Annotated in this window: 18 protein-coding genes; 10 read left to right on the top strand and 8 right to left on the bottom strand. The window is 63.9% G+C overall.

Translation table 11 applies throughout. The features are described from left to right. Positions 1-144: 144 nt before the first annotated feature. On the bottom strand, positions 145-2763 hold the full coding sequence (locus MUN81_RS14015) for a PIG-L family deacetylase (RefSeq protein WP_245111332.1): 2619 nt from the start codon (positions 2761-2763) through the stop codon (positions 145-147). Positions 2764-2961: 198 nt separating this feature from the next. On the opposite strand from MUN81_RS14015, the gene MUN81_RS14020 reads away from it, so the two are divergent. Beyond that, positions 2962-3564 (top strand): transposase, encoded by a 603-nt coding sequence (locus tag MUN81_RS14020; RefSeq protein ID WP_245111334.1) that lies wholly within the window; start codon positions 2962-2964, stop codon positions 3562-3564. A gap of 124 nt (positions 3565-3688) precedes the next feature. Here MUN81_RS14020 and MUN81_RS14025 read toward each other — a convergent pair whose 3' ends face one another. After that, complete coding sequence (locus tag MUN81_RS14025; RefSeq protein WP_245111335.1) at positions 3689-4483, bottom strand: DUF3667 domain-containing protein; 795 nt, start codon at positions 4481-4483, stop codon at positions 3689-3691. A gap of 178 nt (positions 4484-4661) precedes the next feature. Between MUN81_RS14025 and MUN81_RS14030 the strand changes: the two genes are divergently transcribed. Then, positions 4662-6380 (top strand): S8 family peptidase, encoded by a 1719-nt coding sequence (locus MUN81_RS14030; protein ID WP_245111337.1) that lies wholly within the window; start codon positions 4662-4664, stop codon positions 6378-6380. A 184-nt stretch (positions 6381-6564) separates the two neighbouring features. Here MUN81_RS14030 and MUN81_RS14035 read toward each other — a convergent pair whose 3' ends face one another. Beyond that, positions 6565-7377: an SDR family oxidoreductase gene (locus MUN81_RS14035; RefSeq protein ID WP_245111338.1), complete on the bottom strand. Its 813-nt coding sequence runs from the start codon at positions 7375-7377 to the stop codon at positions 6565-6567. A 360-nt stretch (positions 7378-7737) separates the two neighbouring features. On the opposite strand from MUN81_RS14035, the gene MUN81_RS22725 reads away from it, so the two are divergent. From MUN81_RS22725 to MUN81_RS14070, 4 genes are all read left to right on the top strand, one after another. Further along, a complete protein-coding gene (locus MUN81_RS22725) occupies positions 7738-9951 on the top strand; it encodes a GEVED domain-containing protein (protein WP_280638197.1) in 2214 nt (737 codons plus the stop codon). Positions 9952-10049: 98 nt separating this feature from the next. Further along, positions 10050-15581 carry a gliding motility-associated C-terminal domain-containing protein gene (locus MUN81_RS14060; protein WP_245111340.1) on the top strand — a complete coding sequence of 1844 codons (5532 nt, stop codon included), beginning with the start codon at positions 10050-10052 and terminating at the stop codon, positions 15579-15581. Between the two features lie 358 nt (positions 15582-15939). Continuing rightward, positions 15940-17352, top strand: a complete 1413-nt coding sequence (gene rlmD / locus MUN81_RS14065; RefSeq protein WP_245111342.1) for a 23S rRNA (uracil(1939)-C(5))-methyltransferase RlmD — start codon at positions 15940-15942, stop codon at positions 17350-17352. A 444-nt stretch (positions 17353-17796) separates the two neighbouring features. After that, the gene (locus MUN81_RS14070) at positions 17797-18171 is read left to right on the top strand and encodes a hypothetical protein (protein WP_245111344.1); all 375 of its coding nucleotides are present in this window, start codon (positions 17797-17799) and stop codon (positions 18169-18171) included. A 141-nt stretch (positions 18172-18312) separates the two neighbouring features. Here the strand turns inward: MUN81_RS14070 and MUN81_RS14075 are convergent, their stop codons facing one another. From MUN81_RS14075 to MUN81_RS14090, 4 genes are all read right to left on the bottom strand, one after another. After that, on the bottom strand, positions 18313-18768 hold the full coding sequence (locus MUN81_RS14075; RefSeq protein ID WP_245111345.1) for a nuclear transport factor 2 family protein: 456 nt from the start codon (positions 18766-18768) through the stop codon (positions 18313-18315). Positions 18769-18881: 113 nt separating this feature from the next. After that, the gene (locus MUN81_RS14080) at positions 18882-19406 is read right to left on the bottom strand and encodes a hypothetical protein (RefSeq protein WP_245111346.1); all 525 of its coding nucleotides are present in this window, start codon (positions 19404-19406) and stop codon (positions 18882-18884) included. Positions 19407-19546: 140 nt separating this feature from the next. Then, entirely contained in the window at positions 19547-20578 is a 1032-nt protein-coding gene (thiL, locus tag MUN81_RS14085) for a thiamine-phosphate kinase (protein WP_245111348.1), read from the bottom strand. 160 nt (positions 20579-20738) lie between these two features. Next, positions 20739-21902 carry a T9SS type A sorting domain-containing protein gene (locus MUN81_RS14090; protein ID WP_245111350.1) on the bottom strand — a complete coding sequence of 388 codons (1164 nt, stop codon included), beginning with the start codon at positions 21900-21902 and terminating at the stop codon, positions 20739-20741. Positions 21903-22123: 221 nt separating this feature from the next. Between MUN81_RS14090 and MUN81_RS14095 the strand changes: the two genes are divergently transcribed. The 4 genes from MUN81_RS14095 (at position 22124) to MUN81_RS14110 (ending at position 24237) form a co-directional block, all read left to right on the top strand. Then, complete coding sequence (locus MUN81_RS14095) at positions 22124-22738, top strand: TetR/AcrR family transcriptional regulator (protein WP_245111351.1); 615 nt, start codon at positions 22124-22126, stop codon at positions 22736-22738. Positions 22739-22884: 146 nt separating this feature from the next. Then, positions 22885-23502 carry a hypothetical protein gene (locus tag MUN81_RS14100; RefSeq protein WP_245111353.1) on the top strand — a complete coding sequence of 206 codons (618 nt, stop codon included), beginning with the start codon at positions 22885-22887 and terminating at the stop codon, positions 23500-23502. Positions 23503-23587: 85 nt separating this feature from the next. Next, positions 23588-23947 carry a hypothetical protein gene (locus MUN81_RS14105; protein ID WP_245111354.1) on the top strand — a complete coding sequence of 120 codons (360 nt, stop codon included), beginning with the start codon at positions 23588-23590 and terminating at the stop codon, positions 23945-23947. Positions 23948-24072: 125 nt separating this feature from the next. Continuing rightward, positions 24073-24237, top strand: a complete 165-nt coding sequence (locus tag MUN81_RS14110; RefSeq protein WP_245111356.1) for a hypothetical protein — start codon at positions 24073-24075, stop codon at positions 24235-24237. Between the two features lie 78 nt (positions 24238-24315). On the opposite strand, the gene MUN81_RS14115 is transcribed toward MUN81_RS14110, so the two are convergent. Continuing rightward, the gene (locus MUN81_RS14115) at positions 24316-26055 is read right to left on the bottom strand and encodes a M3 family oligoendopeptidase (protein WP_245117397.1); all 1740 of its coding nucleotides are present in this window, start codon (positions 26053-26055) and stop codon (positions 24316-24318) included. Positions 26056-26118: the final 63 nt, after the last annotated feature.

Consider the following 26118-nt stretch of genomic DNA (forward strand, 5'->3'; position numbering starts at 1 on the left):
TTCGCCTCACCCCCCGGCCCCCTCTCCTCAGGGAGAGGGGGAGCCGAGGCGGAGGTAACGTTAAATTTAAAATGGAAAATCATCAGGCTCCCCCTCTCCCTGAGGAGAGGGGGCCGGGGGGTGAGGCGCCCGTAGGAACGAACCTTACTGCGCCACTTCCTTCCCGTAGGAAATCATGTTCGTAATCAGCCGGTAGGCGCCCGGCACGCCGGCCGGCAGTTCCCGGAACAGCGACAAGCCCGTGTAGATGTAGTGCCCTTTGCCGTAATCCGTCACCAGAATGGCGCTTTCCTTCGCCGCTTCGCCGGGGTCGCTGCTCGAAATGACGGTCTGGTATTTCGGGTCCCATTTCGATGGGTAATAGAGGCCCTGCTCCTGCACCCAGCCTTTAAAATCGTCGGCGGTGATTTTGTTGGGGGCGGCCAGCAGCTGGTGCTTCGTGAGGGTCACGGGGGCGTCTTCCACGGTCACGCGGTCGGAGGAAAGCGTCATCGGGTAGGGGCCGATTTCGGGCAGTACGGTGCCGCGGTTCACTACGTATTGTACGACTACGTTGCCGCCGGCTTCGATGTATTGGAGGATTTCGGGATGCTTGGTTTTCAGGGCATCGACGGTGTTGTAGGCGCGGATGCCCACGACCAGGGCATCGAATTCCTTGAGGCGGGCGGCGGTGATTTCCTCGGGCTTGAGCAGGGTGACGGTGTAGCCGATTTGGCGCAGGGCGTCGGGCACTTCGTCGCCGGCGCCCATGAGGTAGGCCACGTTCTGGCCGCGCCGCTTCAGGTCGAGCTTCACCAGTGGGGCCACGGCTTCGGGGAAGAGGAACTGCGTGGGGATGTGCGGGTACTCAATTTTCTGGATGCCGCGGGTGTACGTTTGACCGTCAACCGTTGCCACGGCGCGCAATTCTGCTTTGCCTTCAGTGGTCGTAGTCGGAGAAATTTTAAAGGATACTGTTCGCTCCTCGTCTTTATTCGTCAAACTGAAAGGAATCGTGGCGGGCGTGACCCGCCAACCGGCCGGCACTTGCAAGGCCACGCTCCCGCTTACCCCGGCTCGGCCGGCGCGCAATGTCACTGGCACTGTTTGTCCGAAGCCACCACTTACCTGGGCCTGTAGATTGGTGAAAATATAGGAACGGGCCGGCGGCAGATTCACCAACACGGGCGGCACCACGGCCAGCGGCTGGTATAATTCGCCCAGCACGGGGTCGGTGTGCTTGTATTGGACGGGGACGGTAATAGTTAGTGGTTCACCGTTGACTTGAAATTCGCAGTCCACTGCTACCGCTGGCGGATTCTCTGGCTGTCCAATAATCTGCTGGCGGGTTATTACAATTGGTCCTTTGCATCCGGGATAATAGCGCCTCGTGCTGATAGTGTCTGGCACTTGATACATGCCCACAGTGCCAAGTTTGCGTAGCCAATATGGCTGTGATACTGATACAGTAGTCGCTAGGGGAAGCTCAAGCTTTTCATTCACGGCAATACCCTTCTTGAGTTCCTTATTCAAAGCACCGTTTTTACCGCTATAGTCCTCCGATGAAATGGAACCCAACACAACTTTGGTCCCTGCTCCACGACAAACAATTTCAACATTGACAGGTAGAGTTTGCCCTGACGTGGCAGTAGCTTCAGATGCTGTCGCACCTACATAGATTCCTGACGCTGCCTGAATCAGTGTATTTACTTCTTCAAATTTCTCAGATACATAATCAGCCGACCAGCGTCGGGTATCATCACCTTGCTTGATGGGAACGCGCTGTATTGCCGCCCGCACCTTCAGCAGCCCCGCCACGCTGGCGCTGGGGTTGCTCGGGTCGTACTTGCGAATCACCTCCTCGATGAGCTTGCCCACGGCCGCGCCGCCGGGCACCCGGTTCCAGGTTTGGTCCACGCCTTCGAACAGGTCTTTGGTGGCTTTGTCGCCTTTCACGGGCTGGAAATACTCCAGCGCCTCGCCCCGCTGGGCGGCCGAGCCGAAGCCCTGGCTGCGGTGGTTGCTGCGGCTGCGGGCCGCGATTTCGCCGTAGCTCTGGCCCAGCAGGGGATTGTAGCCGCCGGCATCGAGCCGGAGGTAGCCGTCCATGTTTTCGCCGGGCTTCACAAAGAAGCTGCCGGTGTTCCAGAATAGCCGCTTGGGCTGCCAGGCTTGCACGTACTGGAGCTGTTCGGGGAAGCGCTTGGGGTCGCCGGCGGCGTCGAAGGCTTCGGCGGCGAGGATGGCGCTGGCCTGGTGGTGGCCGTGGCCGGCGCGGGCGTCGGGCGGGAAGCGGGTGATGAGCACGTCGGGCCGGCGCTGGCGGATGACCCACACCATGTCGGCGAGCACCTGCTCCTTGTCCCAGATGCGAAAGGTTTCGTCGGAAGTTTTGGAGAAGCCGAAGTCGTTGGCGCGGGTGAAGAACTGCCGGCCGCCGTCGAGCCGCCGGGCCGCGAGCAGCTCCTGCGTGCGAATCACGCCGAGGCCTTCGCGCAGCTCGGGGCCGATGAGGTTCTGGCCGCCGTCGCCGCGGGTGCAGCTCAGGTAGCTGGTTTCGAGCAGGCGCTCGTTGGCCAGGTAGGCGATGAGGCGGGTGTTTTCGTCGTCGGGGTGGGCGGCGATGTACATCACCGAGCCGAGGACGTTGAGCTTCTTGAGGCCCAGCAGGATTTCGGAGGAGGTGTAGGTTTTGGGCGTTTGGGCCTTCGTTTCAGTTAACAGTGAGCAGTTAACAGTGAGCAGTAGCAGGGCTGCGAGGCGCGGGCGGAAGTGTCGGAGCATGGGCGAGAAACCGGGATTGGGGACGTGAAGTTACCGGACGAGCCGCGTGCTCCGGTCCGACCGCCCTAGGCGGTCCGACCGGTTGAAGGGCGAACGAGATGAAAGGGGCGCTATATTTCGTTTCCTGACTACCCCTCTTCGACCGGTCGGACCGCCTAGGGCGGTCGGACCGGGGCAACGACAGCTTTTTACCGCGCCATGCACTACGAACCGGATTCGCTTTACCACGTCTACAACCGGGGCAATAATGGACAGCAGCTCTTCTTTGAGCCGGCGCATTACCACCATTTCCTGCGGCTGTTTCGGCAACACGTGGCTCCGACCGTTAGGGTAATTGCCTATTGCCTGATGCCCAATCATTTTCACTTCCTACTGCTGACCACTCCGGAAGGGACGCGCTGGGACGACTCGGCCAGCAGCGCCCGCCAACCGATGGTGCGCGGCTTGGCCAAGCTCCTGAGTGCGTATAGCCAGGGGCTGAACGAAGAGCTGGGGCGCAAGGGCGCGTTGTTCCAACCCAAGACCAAAGGCAAATTATTGGATGGGCCTTTCTGCGAAGTGGGCTATCCGCTTCTATGCTTTCAATATATTCATCAGAATCCGCTTCGGGCCGGGCTTTCGGCAGATTTGGCCGATTGGCCCTACTCCTCTTACCGTGACTATGCCGGCTTGCGCAGCGGTACGCTGTGCGACCATGCCAGCGGGCGAAAATTATTGGCCCTGCCCGCTGAGCCCCAGGAATTCATCACCGAGTCGACGCAGATGGTCGACCCAGCGCGGCTGCGCGGACGCTGGCTGTAGCGGCCCGGTCCGACCGCCCCAGGCGGTCCGACCGGTTGAAACCAGGACGGTGCTTACACGCACCCTCGACGCCTCCCGTCGACCGGTCGGACCGCCTGGGGCGGTCGGACCGGGGCAGCCGCTTTCAGCCGTGAAACACATACAGGTTGAAGGCGGCGTAGTTGGCTCCGAAATTCAGCAGGCCGGCTAGCAGCCCCACCAGCAGGGCCCGGCCCCACGCCGCAGACACGGGCAGTCCCAACCCGCGCCGCCCAATCAAAAACAAGTACAGCGCCGTGACGGTGCCTTGCAGCAGGGCCGTGCTCAGGCCCGGCTGGTGCACGCCCAGCAGGCGCACCGTGGGCAGCGCCAGCAGCAGCAACAGCTGGTAGGCGCAGCCCACCACCACCTGCACCAGCACGGCCTCGGCGTAGTTGAGGCCAGCGCGGCGGCGGTAGGCGGCCCACACCAGCAGGGCCTGCACCGGCAGCAGGGCCAGCCAGTACACGTTGAAAAAAGCCCCGATGGTGTGGAAGTATTGTTCGACGCGGTGCAGCTCGGCCGGGCTCAGGGTTTCGGTGCGCTGCATGGCAGCGGCCACGCTGGCGCCCACGCCTTCGTAGTAGTGCAGCTTCACGCCTAGCAGCGTGACAAAGCCGACGAGCAGCAGCAGAAATTGAAAGGGGTTGAAATGGCGCTTGCGGCGCCCGGCCAGGTAGTCGGCCACCAGCGGCCCCGGGCGTAGCAGCACCTGCGGGATGAAGGCGAAAATGCCCTTGTCGGCGTGGGTGAAGACGTGCAGCACCTCGTGGAGCACGTGCGCGGTGCTGAGGCGGTGGGCCGGCGCCTGCCCGCACTGCGGGCAGAAGCAACCGGGCGGCGCCAGGGCGTGGCCGCAGTTCAAACACGCGGGATGGTGGGCGGCGGCGTTTGTCATCATGGCCACAAATAAATGGGCCGGGCTGAGAAATACCGGGCGTGGCAACGCCCGCGGAGTTGGCGGCGGCGCAACATTGGGCCCGGCCGGCACGTCTTTGGCTCGGCTGAACTTCATTTGCCTTGATTTCGGTTTACTTCTCCACAGCGGCCGCCCGGATGCGCGGCCTTTTTCTTGAGTTATGACGTCAACCTTCCCCCGCGTTTCGCTGCCGCTGCTGCTGGCCGTCACGCTGTTTTCTTCCTGCGCCCGCCGGCCGGTGGCTACTACGCCCGCGGCCTCGGCGGCCGTGAGCGTGCCCGTGGCTGCCCCGGTGGCGCCCGAAACGCCCGCCCCGCAGGCGGCCCCCGCCCCCAAAGCCGACCAGAGCGCCGCCCAGTGGTACCTCAAAGACCCCGAGTTGGACAAAGTGCCCGGCGTGGGCGCCACCCGCACGTATTCGGAGCTGCTGAAGTCACTCACTCCTACCCCCGTGGTGGTGGCCGTGATTGACTCGGGCATCGACACGGCCCACGTCGACCTGAAGGCCGTGCTCTGGACCAACCCCAAGGAGATTCCCGGCAACGGCATCGACGACGACAAGAACGGCTACATCGACGACGTGCACGGCTGGAACTTCCTCGGCGGCCCCGACGGCCGCAACGTGAACGCCGAAACCCTGGAGATGACGCGCATTGTGGCCGCCGGCCGCACCCGCTTCAAGGGCAAGACGGCCGCCACCGTGAAGCCCACCGAAAAAGCTGACTTCGCCCTCTACCAGAAGGCCGAAAAAGCCTACAAGGCCCGCCTGACCGAAGAAACCGAGCGCAACCAGCAGGTGGAAAGCATGGCCGGCCCCCTCACCCAGATGGTGGCCGCCATGAAGCAGGCCCTTGGCACCGAGAAGCTGGACACCACCGCCCTCAAAAACGCCAACACCGACGACCCCAACCTGAAGCGCGCCACGGCCGGCATGCTGGAAATGATGCGCCAGACCGGCGCCTCCGACGCCGACGACCTAATCAAGCAGCTGAACGAAGGCGTGAAGCAGGAACGCAGCATGCTGGATAATTCGCTCAACCTGAAGTTCAACCCGCGGGCCGACATCGTGAAGGACAACCCCAACGACCTCACCCAGCGCTACTACGGCAACAACGACCTCCACGGCCCCGACCCCATGCACGGCACTCACGTGTCGGGCATCATCGCGGCCGTGCGCGACAATAATCTCGGCGTGCAGGGCCTGGCCCCCGCCCCGGTGCGCATTATGACGGTGCGCGCCGTGCCCGACGGCGACGAGCGCGACAAGGACATTGCCAATGCCATTCGCTACGCCGTGGACAACGGCGCCAGCATCATCAACATGAGCTTCGGCAAGGAATTCTCGCCCCAGCGCCCGGCCGTGGAAGCGGCCTTCAAGTACGCCGCCGCCAAGAACGTGCTGCTGGTGCACGCCGCCGGCAACGAAAACAACAACCTCGACGTGAGCGACAACTACCCGGCTTCGTTCTACATAAACAAGGCGCCGGTGCCCAACCTGCTCACCGTGGGTGCGTCGGGCCCGAAGGACAACGCCAACCTGGCCGCCGACTTCTCCAACTACAGCAAGAAGGCAGTGGACGTGTTTGCGCCCGGCGTGGGCATTTTCAGCACGCTGCCCGGCAGCTCCTACGGCAACGAAAGCGGCACCAGCATGGCCTCGCCCGTGACGGCCGGCGTGGCCGCCGTGCTCAAGTCCTACTTTCCCAAGCTCACGGCTACGGATTTGAAGCGCATCATCATGCAGTCGGCGCAGGTGCACCACACCCAGGTAGACGTGCCCGGCACCGAGAAAAAGGCCGATTTCAGCACGCTCTCCGTGACCGGCGGCGTGGTGGACATGTACGAGGCCGTGAAGCTGGCGCAGAAGGCCGCGCTGTAATCGTTCTGACGTGGCGCCTCACCCCCGGCCCCCTCTCCCTAGGGAGAGGGGGAGCCAGGCGATAGAAGTACTCGTCGTTTTCTGTGCAAAAAGCCCTGCCTCATGATTGAGGCAGGGCTTTTTGTTGAATTACATCGGGCTCCCCCTCTCCCTGAGGAGCGGGGTCCGGGGGGTGAGGCGTCCGTCAGCCCACGTCCACGCCCTTTTCCTCCTTCCGGAAGTGGTTCAGCACCAGCTTGTCGGTGAGGCCGGGGAAAAGCTTGTTGAGGAAAACCGTGAGCTTGCCCTGGCCGGTGAGCACCAGGGTGCGCTTGCGCTGCTGCACGGCTTTCAGGATTTCGTCGGCTACGGCTTCGCTGGTCATCATGGCGCCCTCGTCGCGCGGGCTCTCGCCCTGCGACGAGCCGTCGGCGGCCAGGGCCGTGTTGCGGATGTTGGAGGCCGTGAAGCCGGGCGCGGCCGTGAGCACGTTCACGCCCTGGTCGAGCAGTTCGGTGCGCAGGGCTTCGAGGAAGCCGTTCATGGCAAACTTGGAAGCCGAGTAGCCGGTGCGGCCCGGCAGCCCGCGGTAGCCCGCAATGCTACTGATGCCCACAATGGTGCCCTTGCTCTGCAGCAAGTGCGGCAGGGCAAACTTGGTGGTGAAAACGGTACCGAAGAAGTTGGTTTGCATGAGCCGCTTGATGACGTCGAGGTCGGCGTCCTGAAAGCGGGCGCGCATGCTGATGCCGGCGTTGTTGATGAGGACGTCCAGCCCTCCGAGGTATGCCACGGTTTCACGCACGGCGCGCTCGGCGGCGGCTTCGTCGCCCACATCGGCAATGAGCGTAAGGTTGGAAGAGACGCCGGCGGCCACCAAGGCCTGCGCCGTATCGGCCAGTTTTAAGGGGTCGCGGCCGGTGACGGCGACCCGGTAGCCGGCGCGGCCGAAAGCCAGGGCGCAGGCCCGGCCAATGCCGGAGGTGCCGCCCGTGATGAGAACCGTGGGAGTAGGCATAAATAGTCAGATTTCGGGGCCCGCGCCGGGGCCGGGACAGCGCAATGGCGCAAGCGCCGGGCAAACTTACGGCCGCGGTTTACGATTTTTCCCGGCCCCGGTTAAACCCGGTTTGCGGAAGGTAGTCAGCAGTGCTGGCGGCCGGGTTTCGGCGGCTGAAAGCACGCATTGGTGGGACCGAGCCGGCACATCGGCGACTTAAATAGAATAATAGCCGATTTTGGCCTTTCTATCCCGGTTTCTTGCTTACATTTATCCACTGAATTCTATTGTTTTCCCCCAAAATACCGTATGCACCCACTCTTACGTTCTTGGTCCCGCGTTGCCCCGGGCGTTGCTGCCGTTTTGTTATCCCTGGGCTTGTCAACGGCGGCGGAAGCCCAGTGCCCGGTGGCGGCGGCCTGCACCCCGGGCACGGCCAGCATCGCCAACCCGGCCCTCTACGGCATGGCCATTCTGGGCGTGACGGTGGGCAACACCGTGCTGGCCAACCGGACGATTTACACTGCGGGCTACCGCGACTTCAGCTGCACCGTGGCCGCCGTGCCGCTGGTGGTGGGCCAGAGCTACCCCATCAGCATCCGCACCACCACCACGGCCGTGCAGAACGTGCGGGTGTACATTGACTACAACAACGACGGGGCCTTTACCGGCAGCGACGAGCTGGTGTACCAGGACATTAACCCCGCCGGCAGCTCCCCGGCCAACCCGCACGTGGGCACGTTCTCGCCGCCCGCCACCGCCACCCTGGGCGCCCGCCTGCGCCTGCGCGTGGCCACCGACTACATCAACAGCCCGCTGCCCACTTCGTGCTCCACGCCGGTGTACTCGCAAGACGAGGACTACAGCGTGACGCTCTCGGCCAACGTGAGCCCGCCGCTGGCGGCCTTCACCACCAACGGCACCACCACCTGCTCGGGATGCGTGCAGTTCACCGACGCCAGCCAGAACATTCCCACCGCCTGGCTCTGGACCTTCGGCGACGGCACCACCAGCACCCTGCAGAACCCCAACCACTGCTACACCGCGGCCGGCACCTACGCCGTGACCCTGCGCGCTACCAACGCCGCCGGCAACAACACCAGCGCCGCCACCACCATCACCTACAACACCACGGTGCCGGTGGCGGCCAGCTGCACGCCCAGCACCACCAACTTCTTCGCCAACTACGGCATCGTGCGGTTCCGGCTGGGCACCATCGACAACGCCTCGGCCGACGGCAGCGCCGGCTACCAGGACTTCACCTGCCCGCAGCGCACCGACCTGCAGGTGGGCCTCAACAACACGATGATAATCACGACGGGCGGCAGCAACGCGCACGACATCCGGGTGTATCTGGACCTGAACAACGACGGCGTGCTGGCCACCAGCGAGCTGGTGTACCAGGGCCTGAACTCGCCCAGCCCCGGCCCCACCGCCACCCTGAACCTGCCCGCCAGCACCGTGCTCAACCAGCCCCTACGCCTGCGCGTGGTAGCCGATGCCGTGGGCAGCAACCCCGGCCCCTGCACCAACCAGGTGAGCGGCCAGGCCGAAGACTACACCGTGGTGGCCCGCCCCAACACCTCGCCGCCCATCGTCAACTTCAGCAGCAACTACGTGGCCGGCGGCTGCGTGAATCCGGTTCAGTTCAACGACCTGAGCACCAACGCCCCCACTGCCTGGCTCTGGACCTTCGGCGACGGCGCCACCAGCACCCTGCAGAACCCCTCGCACCAGTACCTGGCCTCGGGCACCTACACCGTGAGCCTGCAGGCCACCAACGCCAACGGCGCCGCCACCGTGACGCGCGCCAACTACCTCACCATTCAGGTGCCCTGCCTGGTGTACTGCGCCTCCAACGGCACGGGGGGCACCGGGCCCGGCGGCACCCAGCAGGCCAGCCCCTTCTACATCACCTCCGTGAGCGTGCCGGGGGCCGCGCCGGCCTTCACCAACACCTCGCTGAACTCGACGGGCGGCTACGGCAACTTCACCAGCTTGCCCATCACGCTCACCACCCGCTCGATGACCCTCACCGTGAGCACCAACCTGACGGCGGCGCACCGCACCTCGGTGTGGATGGACCTGAACGTGGACGGCGTGTTCGACAACAACACCGAGCTGGTGGCCAACGGGCTGTCGCCCGCCGGCAGTGCCTCCTACACGGCCACCTTTGCCATCAATAGCTCGGTGAGCAACCTCAACACCCGCATGCGCGTGCTGGTGGTGGCCAACACCAACGCGCCCAGCCCCTGCGGCGTGAACATCCTGAACGCCGAAGTGGAGGACTACCAGGTGCGGGTGCAGCCCTTGGCTGCGCGCGACGCCCAGGCCCTGCCAGGCCTGACCGTGTTCCCCAACCCCACCGCCGACGGCCTGCTGCGCCTCAACCTGGCCGAGGCCAGCGCCGCCGGCACCTACGCCGTGGCCGTGCAGAACCTGCTGGGCGCCACCGTGCTGAACACCTCCCTGCGCCTGAGCCCCACCGCCGACGCCCAGCTCGACCTGAGCCGCCTGGCGCCGGGCGTGTACGTGCTGCACCTGCGCGATGCCCAGGGCCAGACGGCCGTGCGCCGCGTGGTGCGCCAGTAGTTTTTGTCACCTTTCACTTTTCATTGACCCCGCTCATAACACCGGCGGCCGGCGGGCCGCCGGCCTGTTTTTCTGCATTCCCTTCTTCATCTTCTTGTATGTTTAAAACCTTACCACGGCGTTTTTTTGGGGCGATTCTGCTGCTGGCCCTGCTGGTGCTGGGGGCGCGGCCGGCACAGGCCACCCACTTGCTGGGCGGCGAAATGAGCTACCGCTACCTCGATGCCAACGGCACCACGGCCAGCCCTTTCCGGTACGAAATCACCGTCACCATCTACAGCAACGGCTACTGGACCAACACCAACCCCAACGGCGTGGCGGCCCCGCCCGTCTCGGCGCCGGTCGACATCTTCAACCGGACCACGGGGCAGCGCATTCTGTCGCTCAACTTTGCCCGTACCGCGCCCACGCCAACCAACGCCAACCTGCCGCCGCCCATCACGCCCCGCGTGCCGCAAGGCTGCTCGGTGCAGGGCCCCAGCCAGCCGTTCTACCTCTGCAAGTACGTGCAGGTGGTGAACCTGCCCGTATCGTTTGATGGCTATTACGCCGTGTATTCGGTGACGGCCCGCAACAACGACCTCACCAACATCGAGAACACGCTGGGCGGCCCCAACGGCGGCAACGTGCCCCTCACCCTCTACGTGAGCATGGCCCCGCCGCTGATTACCAACCGCTCGCCGGTGTTTTCGGACACGGCCGTGGCGGTGGTGTGTCAGAACGACACCACCATCACCCTCAACAACGCCGTGGACCCCGACGGCGACCGCCTGGTGTATTCCTTCGGCACGCCCTACGGCACGCTGAGCGGCACGGGCCTGTTTCCGCCCCTGCCCAACCCCGTGCCCTACAAAACCGGTTACAGCGGCCCCAACCCCTTTGGCACCGGCGCCGGCAACTTTGCCCTGATTAACGCCTCGACGGGCATTTCGAAGTACGGCGGCACCACTTTGGGCAAGTTTGTGGTGGCCGTCGACGTGTCGGAATACCGCACCATCAACGGGCGCGAAGTGCTGCTGGGCACCACGCGACGCGACCTGCAATTGCTGGTTTCGACCTGCCCCGCCACGCCACCGCCCGTGCTGCCCCCGTCCCTCCCCTTGCCCCGCACCTATACCATTGAGGAAGGCCAGAGCCTGAGCATCCCCATTTCGGCCACCCAGGCCAGCAACCACCCGCTGGTGCTCACCGTGAACAGCGCCCTGCTCGACGGCAGCGGTCCATTTAATACCACCTTCGCGGGCAGCACCGGCACCGTGCAGCCGGGCAACCTGACCGGCACGGCTTCGGCCAGCGGCACGGGCTCGGTGGCGGGCACTTTCGTGTTCAACTCCACCTGCGGCAATGCCCGCTCCACGCCCTACGACCTGGGCGTGACGGTGAAAGACAACGGCTGCGGCGGCAAGATTGCCTCCGACGTGTTCCGCATCACGGTGAACCGCGCCGCCGGCCCCACGGCCATCAACGGCCCCACCACGGTATGCGACCCGGCCACCGTACGCACCTACACGGCGGCCGGCCCGGTGCCGGCGTCGTACCGCTGGCGCGTGACGGGCGGCGTCATCACCAGCGGCCAGGGAACTAACTCCGTGAACGTGACTTGGAACAACGCCAACGCCACCGGCACGCTAGTGCTCAAAGGCATTTCCACGTATGGCTGCCCCACCGACTCGGTGACCCAGAACGTGGACATTCGCCCGCTGCCCGCCCTCACCGTGACGGCCAGTGCTTCCAGCATTTGCCTGGGCGGCAACGCCACCCTCACCGTGACCGGCCAGGCTGGCCTGACCTATACCTGGAGCGGCGGCGGCCAAAGCTCGACCACTACCTCCATCACGGTAGCCCCCACCACCACCACCGTCTATACCGTGGTGGGCTCCGATGGTACCTGTACTACTTCGACTTCCTTCACCGTGACCGTGACGGCACCGCCCACGGCTACCGCCGGCCCCAACCGTACCATATGCCCCAACGTGGCTTCGACGCCGCTCGGCGTGGCGCCGGTGACGGGCTATACGTACTTGTGGAGCCCGGCCCTGGGCCTGAGCAGCACCACGGCCGCCCAGCCCACCGTGACGCTGCCCAACACCACCGGCGCCCCCATCCGGCAGGGCTACAAGCTGACCGTGACCGCCGGCGCCGGCTGCACCAGCACCGACTCGGTGTACGTGACGGTGAGCCCCGCCGCCGCCGCCAATGCCGGCGTGGCCCGCGCCACCTGCTCGGGCATTGCCTCGGCCACGTTGGGCTCGGCGGCGCTGCCCGGCTACACCTATAGCTGGAGCCCGGCCACCGGTCTGAGCAGCACCACGGCCGCCCAACCCACCGTGACGCTGCCCAACACCACCGGCGCGGCCATCACCCAGACCTATACGCTGACTGCCACCAGCCCGCAGGGCTGCACGGCCACTTCCACCGTGGTGGTGACCATCAACCCGGCCGCCGTGTCCTCGCCCGGCCCGGCCATCAGCTTCTGCTCGGGCACCACGTCGGCGCCCCTGGGCGGCACGGCCACGCCGGTGGCCGGCACCACCTACAGCTGGAGCCCAACTACTGGCCTGAGCAACCCCAGCATTCTGAACCCGACCGTGACCGGCACCAACACCACCGGCGCGCCCATCGTCACGACCTACACCCTGACGGCCACTACGGCCAGCGGCTGCGTAAGCACCGCCACGGTGGCCGTGACCATCAACCCGGCGGCGGTGGCTAACGTTGGCCCGGCCCGCACCACCTGCTCGAACGTGCCGGTGAGCATCGGCGGCACGGCCGTGACGGGCTACACCTACAGCTGGAGCCCGGCCACGGGCCTGAGCAGCCCCACGGCGGCCAACCCCACCGTGACCCTGCCCAACCTGGGCACCGCCGACATCACCCAGACCTACACGCTGACGGCGACCACCGCCAACGGCTGCGTGGCCACGGCCACGGTGGTTGTCACCGTGAACCCGGCCTCGGTAGCCGACGCGGGCCCGGCCAAGCAAACCTGCTCGAACGTGCCGGTGGCCATTGGTGCTACCGCCGTAACGGGCTACACCTACAGCTGGAGCCCCGTCACGGGCCTGAGCAGCCCCACGGCGGCCAACCCCACCGTGACCCTGCCCAACCTGACCAACGCGCCCATTGTGACCACCTATACGCTCACGGCCACCACGGCCAATGGCTGTGTGGCCACCAACACGGTAGCCGTGACCGTGAACCCCGCCGCCGTAGCGGTGCCGGGTACCAACCAGGCCGTGTGCTCGGATGGCACCATCACGCTGGGGGCCGCTCCGGTGACCGGCTACACGTACTCGTGGAGCCCGGCCCTGGGCCTGAGCAGCACCACGGTGGCTAACCCTACCTTCACGCTGACCAACACCACCAATGCGCCCATCGTCACGACCTACACCCTGACGGCGACCACGGCCAACGGCTGCGTGAGCACCGGCACCGTGACCGTGACCGTGAACCCCGCCGCCGTGGCCAGCCCCGGCCCCGCCGTGGCGGTGTGCGACAAAAGCCGCGTGACGCTGGGCACGCCCGCCTTGCCGGGCTACACCTACCGCTGGACCCCCAGCGCCAACCTCAGCAGCCCCGGCGTGGCGCAGCCCGTGCTCACCGGCGTGAACACGACGGCCGCCCCCATTACCCTAACCTACACCCTGACGGCCACCACGGCCAACGGCTGCGTGAGCACCGGCACCGTGACCGTGACCGTGAACCCGCGCCCGGCCCCCGAGCCCATTGTGGGTCCGGCTTCGGTGTGCCCCACCGTGACGGGCATTGCCTACTCGGTGCCCACCCCGGCGGCCACGGCCTACACCTGGCTGATTCAGGGCGGTACCATTGCCAGCGGCCAGGGCACCCCGGCCGTGACGGTGAACTGGGGCGCCGCTCAAACCGGCGCCTACCTCAAGGTGTTCCGCCTGAACGCGCAGGGCTGCTCTTCCGACACCACCACCCTGCCCATCGTCATCAACCAGCGCCTGCAGACGGTGCGGCCCACTGGCCCCGGCGACATTGCCCAGCTGCCGCTCCCGGTGCGGGGCGTGTGCCAGGCCGACGGTCCCTACACCTACCGCAGCGGCTCGTTTGCGGCCGGCTCCAGCTACTCGTGGTTTATTGTGGGCGGCACGCAGGTGAGCACGTCGCAGAACACGGTGACGGTGAACTGGAACCCGGTGACGGTGCCCACCATCGGCAAGATTGTGGTGACCGAAACCAGCAACCCGGCTGGCGGCGTGTGCCGCGGCGAGTCGGACACGCTGAAAGTGCTCATCAACCCCTCGCCCCGCCCCTCGCTGGCCATCACGGGCCCGGTGCGGGTGTGCCAGGGCAGCGGCCCGGCCACCTTCTCGCTGCCGGGCGGCTTCACGGGCTCGACTTACGTGTTCCAGTTGAGCGGCACCACCCTGGCCGGCACCGGCAATAGCCGCACGCTGGCCACCCTGCCGGCCCCCGGCACCTACACCCTCACGGCACAGGAAACCTCCTCGGCCGGCTGCGTGGGCCCGCTCTACAGCGTGCCCTTCACGGTGAACCCCACGCCGACGGCCCCCACCATTTCGGGTTCGGGCTTTGTGTGCAACACCGCCGTGGCCCAGCAGTACACGGTGGCCAACGCCCCGGCTGGCGCCACTTACCAATGGACCGTGGTAGGCGGCACCATCACCTCCACGCCGGCCACGGCCAGCACCGTCACGGTGCGCTTCAACGCCACCGGTCCCTACTCGGTGAGCGCCGTGGAAGTGAGCGCCAGCCCGGCCTCCTGCCCCAGCGCGGCCACCACGCGCACCATCCTGTTCGATGCGCCGAGCGTGGCCCTCACGCTGGGCTCAGTGGACGTGGCCAGCAACAACCGCATTGTGCTGACGTTGACCGCGCCGGGCAGCGCCAACACCCCCAACCAGGTGCAAGTGCTGCGCCGCGTGGCCGGGGTGGGCAACTTCGCCGTGGTGGGCCAGGCGGCCGTATCGGCCACCACCTACACCGATGCCAGCGGCGTGGACGCCAGCGCCAACTCCTACGAGTACCGCCTCGACCTGACCAACGGCTGCGGCACCCTCGTGTCGAGCACCGTGGTGCAAACCGTGCGCCTCACCGCCGCGGCCACGCCGGGCGCCGGCCGCGACCAGGGCAGCGTGGCCTTCGCCTGGAATGCCTACCAAGGCTTCACGGTGAAGGAATACCGCATCTACCGCCGCTCCGATGCGGGTGCGGCCACGCTGGTGACCACCGTGCCCGCTGCCGTGCTGCAGGCCACCGTTTCGAACACCGACGCCAGCAACGTGGCCTCGGGCTTCGGCTTCCAGCAAAACTTCCGGGTGGTGGCCGTGAGCACCGACGCCACCGAGCGCCTGTCGAACTCGAACGAGGCCCGCGTCGACTTTGCCAACAACACCAAGGTCTACAACATCATCACGCCCAACCGCGACGGGCAGAACGATGTGCTCGTGATTGACAACATCCAGCTCTACCCTGGCAACACCTTCACCGTGTTCAACCGCTGGGGCCGCGAGGTGTACAAGACCACCAACTACCGCAACAACTGGGGCGGCGACGACAACACGCCCGCCGGCAACTACTTCTACCTGCTGACCCTGCCCAACGGCACCAGCATCAAGAACTGGTTTGAGATTGTGAAGTAGCCGCTGCTTACCCATAGCAAAAGGGCCTCCCGGTTTCGGGAGGCCCTTTTTGTTGCGCCCTTGCCCGGGCCTGCAACTCCGACAAATAAGCTTGCAAGTGCAGTACCCGCGTGTGCGAACCCGGCAAACGGGTGTGCGAGTTCGCCAAACGAGCATGCAAGTCGGTCAAACGGGTGTGCGAGTTTGCCAAACGGGTGTGCAAGCTCGATAAACAGGCATGCGAGTGTACAATACCTGCCTGCGACTTCGATGCACAAGCCGGTGGGCATGCTCCCGGCCCGCAAGCGCCCGTCCACAAAACCGTGAAATCCGATATATCCGTCGGAATCCGTGGTTCAGAGAGTAGTTTTGCACCCTTATGAGCCGAATGAAAAACATTCCCGCGGAGCTGCTCCGCAACGTCACCATCCAGGACATGGTGGCCGAGGGCAAATGCCTGGTCCGCATCGAGAAGCTGGTCATCTTCGTGTCGCAGGTCGCCCCCGGCGACGTGGTCGATTTGCGCGTCACCAAAGCCAAGAAGAACTTCCTGGAAGCCGTGCCCACGCACTTCCACGCCTACTCCGAGCTGCGCACCACGCCGTTTTGCCAGCACTTTGGCACCTGCGGCGGCTGCAAGTGGCAGCACCTGGGCTACGACTCGCAACTGCGCTTCAAGCAGCAGCAGGTGGAAGACACCCTGCAGCGAATTGGCAAAGTCGAACTGCCCGACATCCAGCAGATTCTGCCCTCGCCGCAGCGCACCTACTACCGCAACAAGCTTGAGTACACGTTCAGCTTTAATGGCTGGCTGACGCAAGAGCAAATCAACGACGACACCCAGGAGTACGACCGCCGGGTGCTGGGCTTCCACACCCCCGCCCGCTTCGATAAGATTATCGACGTGCAGCACTGCCACCTGCAGCCCGAACCGAGCAACGAAATCCGTCTCTTCATCCGCGACTACGCCCGCGAGCGCGACCTGCGCTTCGGCAACATCGTGAAGCAGACCGGCAACCTGCGCAACCTCATTATCCGCACGGCCCAGACCACTGGCGAAATCATGGTGATTTTGCAGTGCTACCTGCCCCACCACAGCATCGAGCCGCTGCTCGACGCCGTGTACGAAAAATTCCCGCAGATTACCTCGCTCAACTACGTGCTCAACAACAAGGGCAACGAAACCTTCCACGACTTGGAAGTGGTGAACTACCGGGGTAAGCCCTATATCGAGGAAGAAATGGAAGGCCTGCGTTTCCGCATCGGCCCGAAGTCTTTCTACCAAACCAATTCCGAGGGCGCCCACCAGCTCTACAAAGTAGCCCGCGAATTCGCCGACCTCCAAGGCGACGAGTTGGTGTACGACCTCTACACCGGCGCCGGAACCATCGCCAGCTTCGTGGCCAAACAGGCCCGCAAGGTCATCGGCGTTGAGTACGTGGAGCAGGCCGTGGCCGACGCCCACGTGAACGCCGAAATTAACAACATCACCAACATGGAGTTCTTCACCGGCGACATGAAGGACGTGCTCACGGCAGAGTTCACCGCCCACCACGGCCGCCCCGACGTCCTCATCACCGACCCGCCCCGCGCCGGCATGCACGAAGACGTGGTGAAGCGCCTGCTGGAGCTGCGCGCCCCCCGCATCGTGTACATCAGCTGCAACCCCGCCACCCAGGCCCGCGACCTGGAGCTGCTCGATGCCGCCTATAAAGTGACGCGCGTGCAGCCGGTGGATATGTTCCCGCACACCCACCACGTGGAGAATGTGGTGGCGCTGGAGTTGAAGTAAAGAATAGAATCGCCTGTCATGAAAAGCTATTCGTCGGCTTCACTTACTGCTTTATTTTACGGCTGGCTAATTGCGACGGCATTTTATCTATTTTTCTACTATGTAATTTTTAGATTTCAAGAATCGAGCATCTATTCGTCGTCTTACATAGTGATATTATGTGTGTTTTCGCTCATTTTTTCTGCCATTGCTAATGCGCTATTCGTGCTTCCATTCAGAAATTATGTAGATAGAATAGCAGCCCAAACCCCTAAAATAGCTTTTGCGCTGATACTTGCATTCTATAGTCTGCTAATCTTTATTCCCGCACTTAACTGGTTGACTGGCGCGACACTAAATCATCCGCAACACCGCTTGATATTTGCCGACGCAGCCATAAATGGATTTGTTTATGGTATGATATATTATTCGCTCCGCAAGCCTACTAGCCAAGTTGATTAAATAATGGACTACTTCAACGACCCTGAACTCAACGGTAAATACCTCGGCACCATCACCAAGGACTTCGCCACCGTGTCCGATACGCTGAGCGAAGCCTCGGCCCAGATTCGCAAGCGCGACATCAGCCAATACCCCATTTTCGTGTTTGCCAAGCAGGAAGTGCCCCTCGGCGGCCTGCTCGTGAACGCCGACGAATTGCAGCTGGAGTGGCACGTCTTCGCCAGCTACCTCGAGCTGTTCGTGCAGCAGGGCATCGTCAGCGCCGAGGGCGTCGAGGCGTTTCAGGCGACTTATAAGGATGCGAATGAGTTCTGCTGCCTCTTCGTGCTCGATGAGGAGTTCACCAACTTCGTGTTCGTGCCCTATCCGGAGGATTAAACTGGGAAAATAGAATAAAAAAGAACGTCATGCTGAGCGCAGTCGAAGCATCTCTACCGTGGTAGTAATTAGTTACTCTCGCGGTAGAGATGCTTCGACTGCGCTCAGCATGACGTTCTGATTCTCGGGTTATCCCAGTTCCTAATTCCGGCGCTGCACAGGCAAGTCTTCCAGCTGCGCGTAGCTCAGCTTCCAGGTATTGTCGGCGGCTTTTTTCCAGAGGAAAATGTAGTTGCCCTCGCCAAAGCCAGCGGCTTCGCCCGGGGCAGCGGGCGCTACGTCTACCGAGAAGGTACCGGCTTCGTAAGCCATGTTCGCGTCGGTGCCGGTGCTGCTCACGCTGGTCTTGAGGTTGCTGATGGTGGCAACGGTGGCGCTTACCCATTTCTGCGACACTTCGTCTTTGCCTTTCCAATGGGCATTGCCCTGCACAAAGGCTACATCATCGGCCATCATGCCGGTGATTTTGCCGGTATCGCGGCTGTTCCAGGCGCTGATAAAGTCCTGGTCAAGGGTTTGCACGTTCACGGCGTCGCCGGTTTTGGAGCACGAGCTCAGCGCAACGGCTACAAACAAGCTGCAAAGAAAGGATTTCATACATCCAAGGTGTTGGTGAAAGGGAAATGTGGTGGGCGGCATCACCCACGGGCTAAAAGTAGCAAACCCGAGCGTTGGCGCCCGGGGTTTGACATATTACGCAAAGCGCGGGCTTACCAGCTTTTCCGACGAATTTCTTCGGTCGAGTAGGGCTTGGAAGCGTCGCCGTAGTGTGGGTTGGGCAAGTAGGCGGCGCCCGATACGCCCGGCTGGCTCAGGGCGCCCGGCATGGCGGCAGAGGCGGTGAGGCTGTTCACAGGCATGGCCGTGGTTTGGGTGGTGGTGGCTACCAAGGCCGTCTTGCTCTCGTTGCGGGCGTTGGCGCGGCGCAGCTCGGCGCGGTAGGCGGCTTCACGAGCGGCCGCGGCACGGTTGGCGGCCGCAATGCGGGCCTTCTCTTTATTCTTGTTGTCGATGTGCTTGCCCACGCCGTAGCCGATGGCACCACCGGCCACGCCGCCCACTACGCCGCCCACGGCCCGGTTGCGCTTGTTGATGATGGCACCGGCAGCGGCACCGCCCAGGCCGCCAATTACGGCGCCTTTGGCTTGCGGGCTCCACTGGGCTTTAGCAGGCGCCGAGCCAAATACGGTGCTCAGCAGGACAATCAGGGCGAAGAAATACGGAAGCTTTTTCATGGCTGTAAAGCGAAAGTTGGGGTGAAATCCTGGCGGATATCAAACCGGAAAAACAATTAGCGTGCCACTCCAGAACGTGGCGCTTAGCCCCCTAACGATTGGATGCCCCGGAAGGTTGATTTCTCTCCGCCAAAACCGGGCTAAAAGCTGGTCCAGCCCTGGGCCTTAAGCGGCACCGGTTGACCGGCTTTGGTGATGAGATTTGCGCCGTCGGCCTTGTCGGTGAGGTGGCCGAGGATGGTGATGTCGGGGTGGTTTTTAATTTTCTCGTGGTCGGTCACGGGCACTGTAAACAGCAACTCGTAGTCCTCGCCGCCGTTGAGGGCGCAGGTGATGGGGTCGAGGTTGAACTCGGCCGCGGCTTCCAGCGTGGGATTGGCCAAGGGCAGAAATTCGCTGAACACCCGCGCGCCCGTGCCACTGCTGGCGCACAAGTGCAGCACCTCCGAAGCCAGCCCGTCGGAAATATCTATCATGCTGGTGGGCCGGATGCCCAGCTCGCGCAGCTCGTGCACAATGTCGAGCCGCGCTTCGGGCCGCAGTTGGCGCTGCACCACGTATTCGTAGTTGCCCAGTTCGGGCTGGGTTTCGGGGTCGGCGAGGAAGGCCTGCTTTTCGCGCTCTAGCACCTGCAGGCCCAGGAAAGCGCCGCCGAGGTCGCCGCTTACGCAGAGCAGGTCGGTGGGCTTGCCGCCGCTGCGGCGCACGGCCTGGCCGGCGGGAGCCTCGCCCAGCACGGTCACGGCCAGGGTGAGGCCGCCGCGGCTGGCAGTGGTGTCGCCGCCCACCAAGTCCACATTATAGGCCTCGCAGGCCAGTCGCATGCCGGCGTACAGCTCCTCCACGGCCTCCACCGTGAAGCGCGGGCCCACCGAGAGGGCTACCACCAGCTGGGTGGGCAGGGCATTCATGGCCGCCACGTCCGACACGTTCACGGCCACGGCCTTGTAGCCCAGGTGCCGCAGGGGGCAAAACGACAAGTCGAAGTGAATGCCTTCCACCAGCAGGTCGGTGGTCATCACCAGCTCGTGGCCGGCGGTGGGGGCAATGATGGCGGCGTCGTCGCCGATGCCGAGCACCGTGCCGGGCTGGCGCTGGCTGAAACCGGCCTGCAGGCGGTCAATGAGGGCAAATTCGCCAATGGCGTTGAGAGGCGTGAGGTTTTCGGGCATGAGAAAGTAGTTGTCGGTTGCTGGTCGCTAGTTGTCAGTTGTTGGTCACGCATCGTGTGGTTGCTGAACAGCAGACCACCGACAACTCAGCCGCAAAAGTACGCGCACAAAAAAAGGAGGGAATTGCTTCCCTCCTTTTCCTGCTTGCAAGCGGGGCACTTTACTGCACCACCAGCTCTTTGTAGATTTTGGTCTGGCCGTCGGCGCTCCAAATCTGCACGAAGTACAGGCCGGGCTTCAGGCTCGACACGTCCAGTTGCAGCTTCTCCTGGCCGGCGCCTTTGGCCTGGGCCGAGATGCTCTGGCCGAGGTTGTTGAGCACGGTTACGGTGCCCACTTTGGCGTCTTTAATTTCTACCGTGGCCAGGCCGTGGGCCGGGTTGGGGTACACGCTGATGTTGGCGTCGAACTTGGCCAGCGTGCCCGAAATGGTGGTCTGGTAGGCGCCAAACGGACCGGTGTAGCCGATGTGCTGGCCCAGCTGGTCGTAGAGCTGCGCGCCCACCGAGCCGCTGCCCGTGGTGCCGGGAGGGAAAGCGTAGCTATACACCGACCACTCGGTGGCGATGTTGTAGGCATTGGCGGCCGTGCTGCGCACGGGCGGGTTGGAACCGGGCACGTTCTGGGGGCCGGGGTTCACGCGCACGCCGGTCGAAACCGACGGACGGCGCACCAGGCTCTGGTTGGCCGACGAGGGGTACACGGCGTTGGCGCCGGTGCCATCCACGGGGTTGGTGCCGCTCCAGTTGCCGGTGCCGCTGCCGCCCGAAGCCAGCAGGGGCTGCTCGCCAATCACGCCAATCAGGTCCACAATAACGCCTTGGCCGGTGCCAGCCGTGCCGCTGGGGTAGCGCACCAGGGCCATGGCGTCGTCGCCATTGAAGTACGCCACACCGCCGCCGACGAGCACCGTGGGGCCGGTGGTGGGCGCGTGGCCCACGCTGAACTGGTTGGCCGCGGTGCGGATGACCGGCAGCGTCGCCTCGCCGCTCGCCATCACGAAGGTGCTGCGGGGGTTCATCGTGTTCGAACCCACGGCTACCTGGTTGGCATCGCTGCGCAACAGGCGCTCTTCCTCGGTGGGCGTGGTGCTGCCGTTGGAATAGCGGCGGATGGAGTACGGGTTGAGGTTGACCACGCTGGTGGTCGGGTTGTAGATTTCAATGGCCCGCTCGCTGCCCGTGGAGGGGGTGGCGCCGCCATAGTTCACGCCCGATTGGTGTGCTCCTTCGTCGTACTCGGAGAAAAATAGTTCGGTGCCTTGGGCATGGGCAGCCCCGGAGAGCAGCAAGCCAGCCGACAGCAGTAAGTAATGCTTGTTCATAAAAAAGTGAGGTTAGGAAAGTCAGTGCAACGGCAAAGATACGTGTTTCTAACAGTTTAGTTTGCGTGCGGAAACCGAGTTAACAATCAAATAAAAGCGGGCCCGTGGGCGCAACGGACCGTTTAGCGGCGGTAGATGGCTGCAGTGGACTTTTTTAGTCGCGCGGGTGCCCTAACGCCCGTTAGGCGACCTATCTTTACCCTTGCACTCCCATCCCACCCATGTCGACCGCCGCTCCCCTTCGCCCCCGTAAGGCTCAAATCGACCGCACCGCCACGGCCCTGTTCCGGTCGCGCGGCTTTGCGGCCACCAGCATGCGCGAGCTGGCCACGGCCCTTGGGCTGGAGGCCGGCAGCCTGTATTCGCACATTAAGTCGAAGGAAGAAATATTGCACCGGGTGTGCTTCGGGCTGGCCGAAAGCTTCTTTGCGGGCTTTGCCACCGCCACCTTCGACGACGAAAAGCCCGTGGCCACGCGGCTGCGGCAGGCCATCGAGGCCCACGTGCGCGTGCTGACGGACGACAGCGCCGCCTCGGCCGTGTTCCTGCACGAGTGGCGCCACCTCAGCGAGCCGGCCCGGGGCGAGTTTCTGGCCCTGCGCGACCGCTACGAAGCGGCTTTCCGCGAGCTGATTGCCAGGGGCGTGAGCACCGGCGAGCTGCACACGCCCGATGCGGCCTTTGCCGCCCTCACCCTGCTGGCCAGCCTCAACTGGCTGCCCTCCTGGTACCGGCCCGATGGCAAGCTCACGCCCGATGAAATTGCGCACCGCCTGGCCGAGCAGCTGCTCAGCGGCCTGCTCGCCAATCCCGGGCCCGCCGGCATCGCCGCGTAGCCGACCGCGCGACTTTAGTGGCGGCGCCTTGCAATAGTTATCAGGAAACTGCCGTTGGCCCCATGCGGTTGAGTAGACCGTTATGTTTTCAGGCAACCCGGGCCGGGCGTAGCTTTGGCCACTCTTGTTTTTATCGACTTACCCGTATGGCTTTTCCTTTCGTTTCGCGGCTGAAATCGTTTCTTTTTGCTTCGCTGGTGCTTGCCGCCTGCGCCGCCTCCTGCAAGCGCGACGGCGCCAAAACCGTGCTCAATCCGGCGTCAACGGCGGCCGTGAAAGCCCAGTTTGAAGTGCTGCAGGACTCCGTGGACCTGAAATGGCGCAACATGACCGAGAGCGACGACCAGAAAATCGGCGTGACGCGGCTGCTTCTGCGCGAGCTGCGGAACCAGCCCGGCACCACCCCCGCGCAGCTGCAGGGCCTGGAGCGCGCCAACAACCGCCTCAAGGCCATTCGCTACAACCAGGAAACCATGGCCAGCTCGGACCTGATTGACCGCTACGACAATGCCCAGGATTCACTCTTGACGGCCCTCTACCCCGTGGCCGCGCCCAACGGCCAGGCCCCCACCGAAAACGCCCGCAACTTCGTGGAAGGCATTCAGCAGCTCGATGCTGGCGTGGTGGCCTTCCGGGTGCAATACGACCATGCCGTGCACCAGTACAACGACTATTTGCGCTTGCACCTGGCCGAGTTGCAGTCGCTGGGCGGCAAGTACGCCACGCTCAAGCCCCTGCCCTTCTTCACCATCGGAGCAAAGTAGGGCCGCGCGGCCCCGCTACATTCAGAGCCCGTGCAACCCGGCGGCCCCCCGGCCGGTCATGCCCCCGAACCTGCATTATTTGCTCATGGCCCGCTACTTTTCGTTTGCCCGCCGCACCTGGAGTGTGGCCTTACTCGGCGTCGTTTTGCTCACCAGTTGCAAAAAGGCCGACACCGAGCCCGATGATAAAATAGTTATTTGCTACGGCTACCCGGGCGCTTGCGACACCCCCGCCACCGTGCGCGACCTCTCCGGCCTCGACGGCTGCGGCAAGGTGCTGGAGCTGGCCAACGGCAAGCGCCTGGAGCCCCACGGCACCGCCTGGAACTCCTTTCCCTCCGCCAACGGCCAGCACGTCGTTATCGGGTACGTGCCGGCTGGCAGTGTAAGCATCTGCATGGTGGGCCAGCCCGTCGAAATCACCTGCATTCGGGGCGCCGACTGACCAGCCTAGCAAACTCCCTGCTAAGGCCATGGCGTGAAAAAGTGTGATGCCAGGACTTTTTATCACATAGTTTTTCGACTATCTTTAAGTCCGTTTTATTCACCTGTTTCCCAACGCCATCGGTCATGCACAACACCTCTACGCTTCTGCGCCGGCTTTTGCCGGCCCTCCTGCTTGGCAGCCTTGCCCTGGCCGCCTGCGAGCATCGCAAAGACTGCGACCCGCGCCCCAAAAACAAGTGCGGCAGCACGCAGACATCGTCGGGCACCAAGCCCGGCGGCAACTCGTAGGTTTTTGCTCACGGCACGAAAAAAGGGCTGGCACAAGTGCCAGCCCTTTTTTCGTGCTGTTTGTTGCGCAGCTTGCACTTACAGCGCCGCCATTTCCTCGCGCACGAAGTCGGCCAGGGTGCGCAGGTACTCGGTGCTGAAATCGAAGCGAATGCCGGCGGCGGCGTAAATCTGGCCAATGGGCGCGGTGTAGCCCAGGGCCAGGGCCCGCTTATAGGCCGCCAGCCCCTCGGCCGGGTTCTGGCGGAAGTTGCGCCACACGGCAATGGCGCCGAGCTGGGCCATGGCGTACTCAATGTAGTAGAACGGCACTTCGTAGAGGTGCAGCTGTTTCTGCCATAGGTAGGGCTTGAAGGTTTCGAGGCCGGTCCAGTCCACGGTGCGCTGGTTGAACTCGTCGAAAATCTGCACCCAGCGGGCGTGACGCTCCTCTTCGGTGTGGGTGGGATTTTCGTAGGCCCAATGCTGAAACTTGTCGATGGTGGCCACCCACGGGAAGGTTTCGAGCACGCTTTCGAGGTGGGTTTTCTTCGCGCGGCGCAGGTCTTCGGCGTCGGGGAAGAACACGTGCCACTGGTCAATGCTCATCAGTTCCATGCTCATCGAGGCCAGCTCGGCCACTTCGGACGGCGGGTGCTTGTCGGCGCCCAGCGGCAGGCCGCGGGTGAGGAAGCTGTGCACGGCGTGGCCGCCCTCGTGCAGCATGGTCACCACGTCGCGCAGGGAGCTGGTGGCATTCATGAAAATAAAGGGCACGCCGGTTTCATCCAGCGGGTAGTTGTAGCCCCCCGGCGCTTTGCCTTTCCGGCTTTCCAGGTCGAGGTGGCCCATCTGGCGCATGGTGCGCAGGCAGTCGCCGAGGTAGGAATCGAGGTTCTGGAAAACGGTGATGGTTTTTTCCAGCAGCTCCTCGCCCGTGCCGAAGGGGCGCAGTGGCGGCTGGCCGCTGGGGTCCACGTCGAGGTCCCAGGGGCGCAGCGAGGGCAGGCTCAGGTCTTGCCGACGCTCCAGGTCGAAGTCGTCGATGAGCGGCACCACCGTCTCGCGAATGGCCTGGTGGAAGTTGAAGCAGTCCTGCGGCGTGTAATCGAACCGGCCCAGGGCGGCAAACATGTAGTCGCGAAAGTTGGCAAAGCCCGCGTTCAGGGCCACTTGGTTGCGCAGGCCGATGAGCTCGGTGAAAAGCTGGTCGAGCGGCTGGGCGTCCTGCAGGCGGCGGGCCTGAATGGCGCGCCAGGCGGTTTCGCGCACGGCCCGGTTGGGGTTCTTGAGGCGGTCGGCGGCCTGGGGCAGCGTCAGCTCCTGGCCGTCGAGGGTCACGTTCATGGCGCCCACCGTGGCGGCGTACTGCTGCTGCTTGGTGCTGATGTCGGTTTTCAGCGGGATGTTTTCGGCCCGGTAAATCTCCGACGCCCGGCGCACCGAGCGCAAAAACACCCCATAGCGGCGCTCGTCGAGCCCCGACAGGTGCTCCGAGGCCAGCATCTTCTCGTTGAGGGCATGGTCGTAGGGCGCCACCTGCGGCTCCACTTCGTTCACAAAATACTGGAAGGCTTCGGAGCGGGTGGGGTCCTGGGTGTCGCAGGTCATGCGGATGTAGCGCCAGGCCAGGTCTTCGCTCAGCACGGCTTCTAGCTCCGAACGGTCGAGGAGCCAGCGCTCCAACTCGGCGGCCGTGTAGATGGTCCGGTGCTGCAATTCCTGGAAGAACGGCTCAATGGCCGCCCAGTCCGTCACGGCGAAATCTTCGGGCAGGTAGCCCCGCGGGGGCCGGCTGGTATCGGTAGCCGACTCGGCAGTGGGTTCAGTAAGTAGCATCATAAGTAACAAGTATAGAAGAAATGGCGACAACATCACGCCCGAGCCGCAACCTACGCTTTA

It is taken from the genome of Hymenobacter sp. 5317J-9 (genome assembly GCF_022921075.1).
GTDB lineage: Bacteria > Bacteroidota > Bacteroidia > Cytophagales > Hymenobacteraceae > Hymenobacter.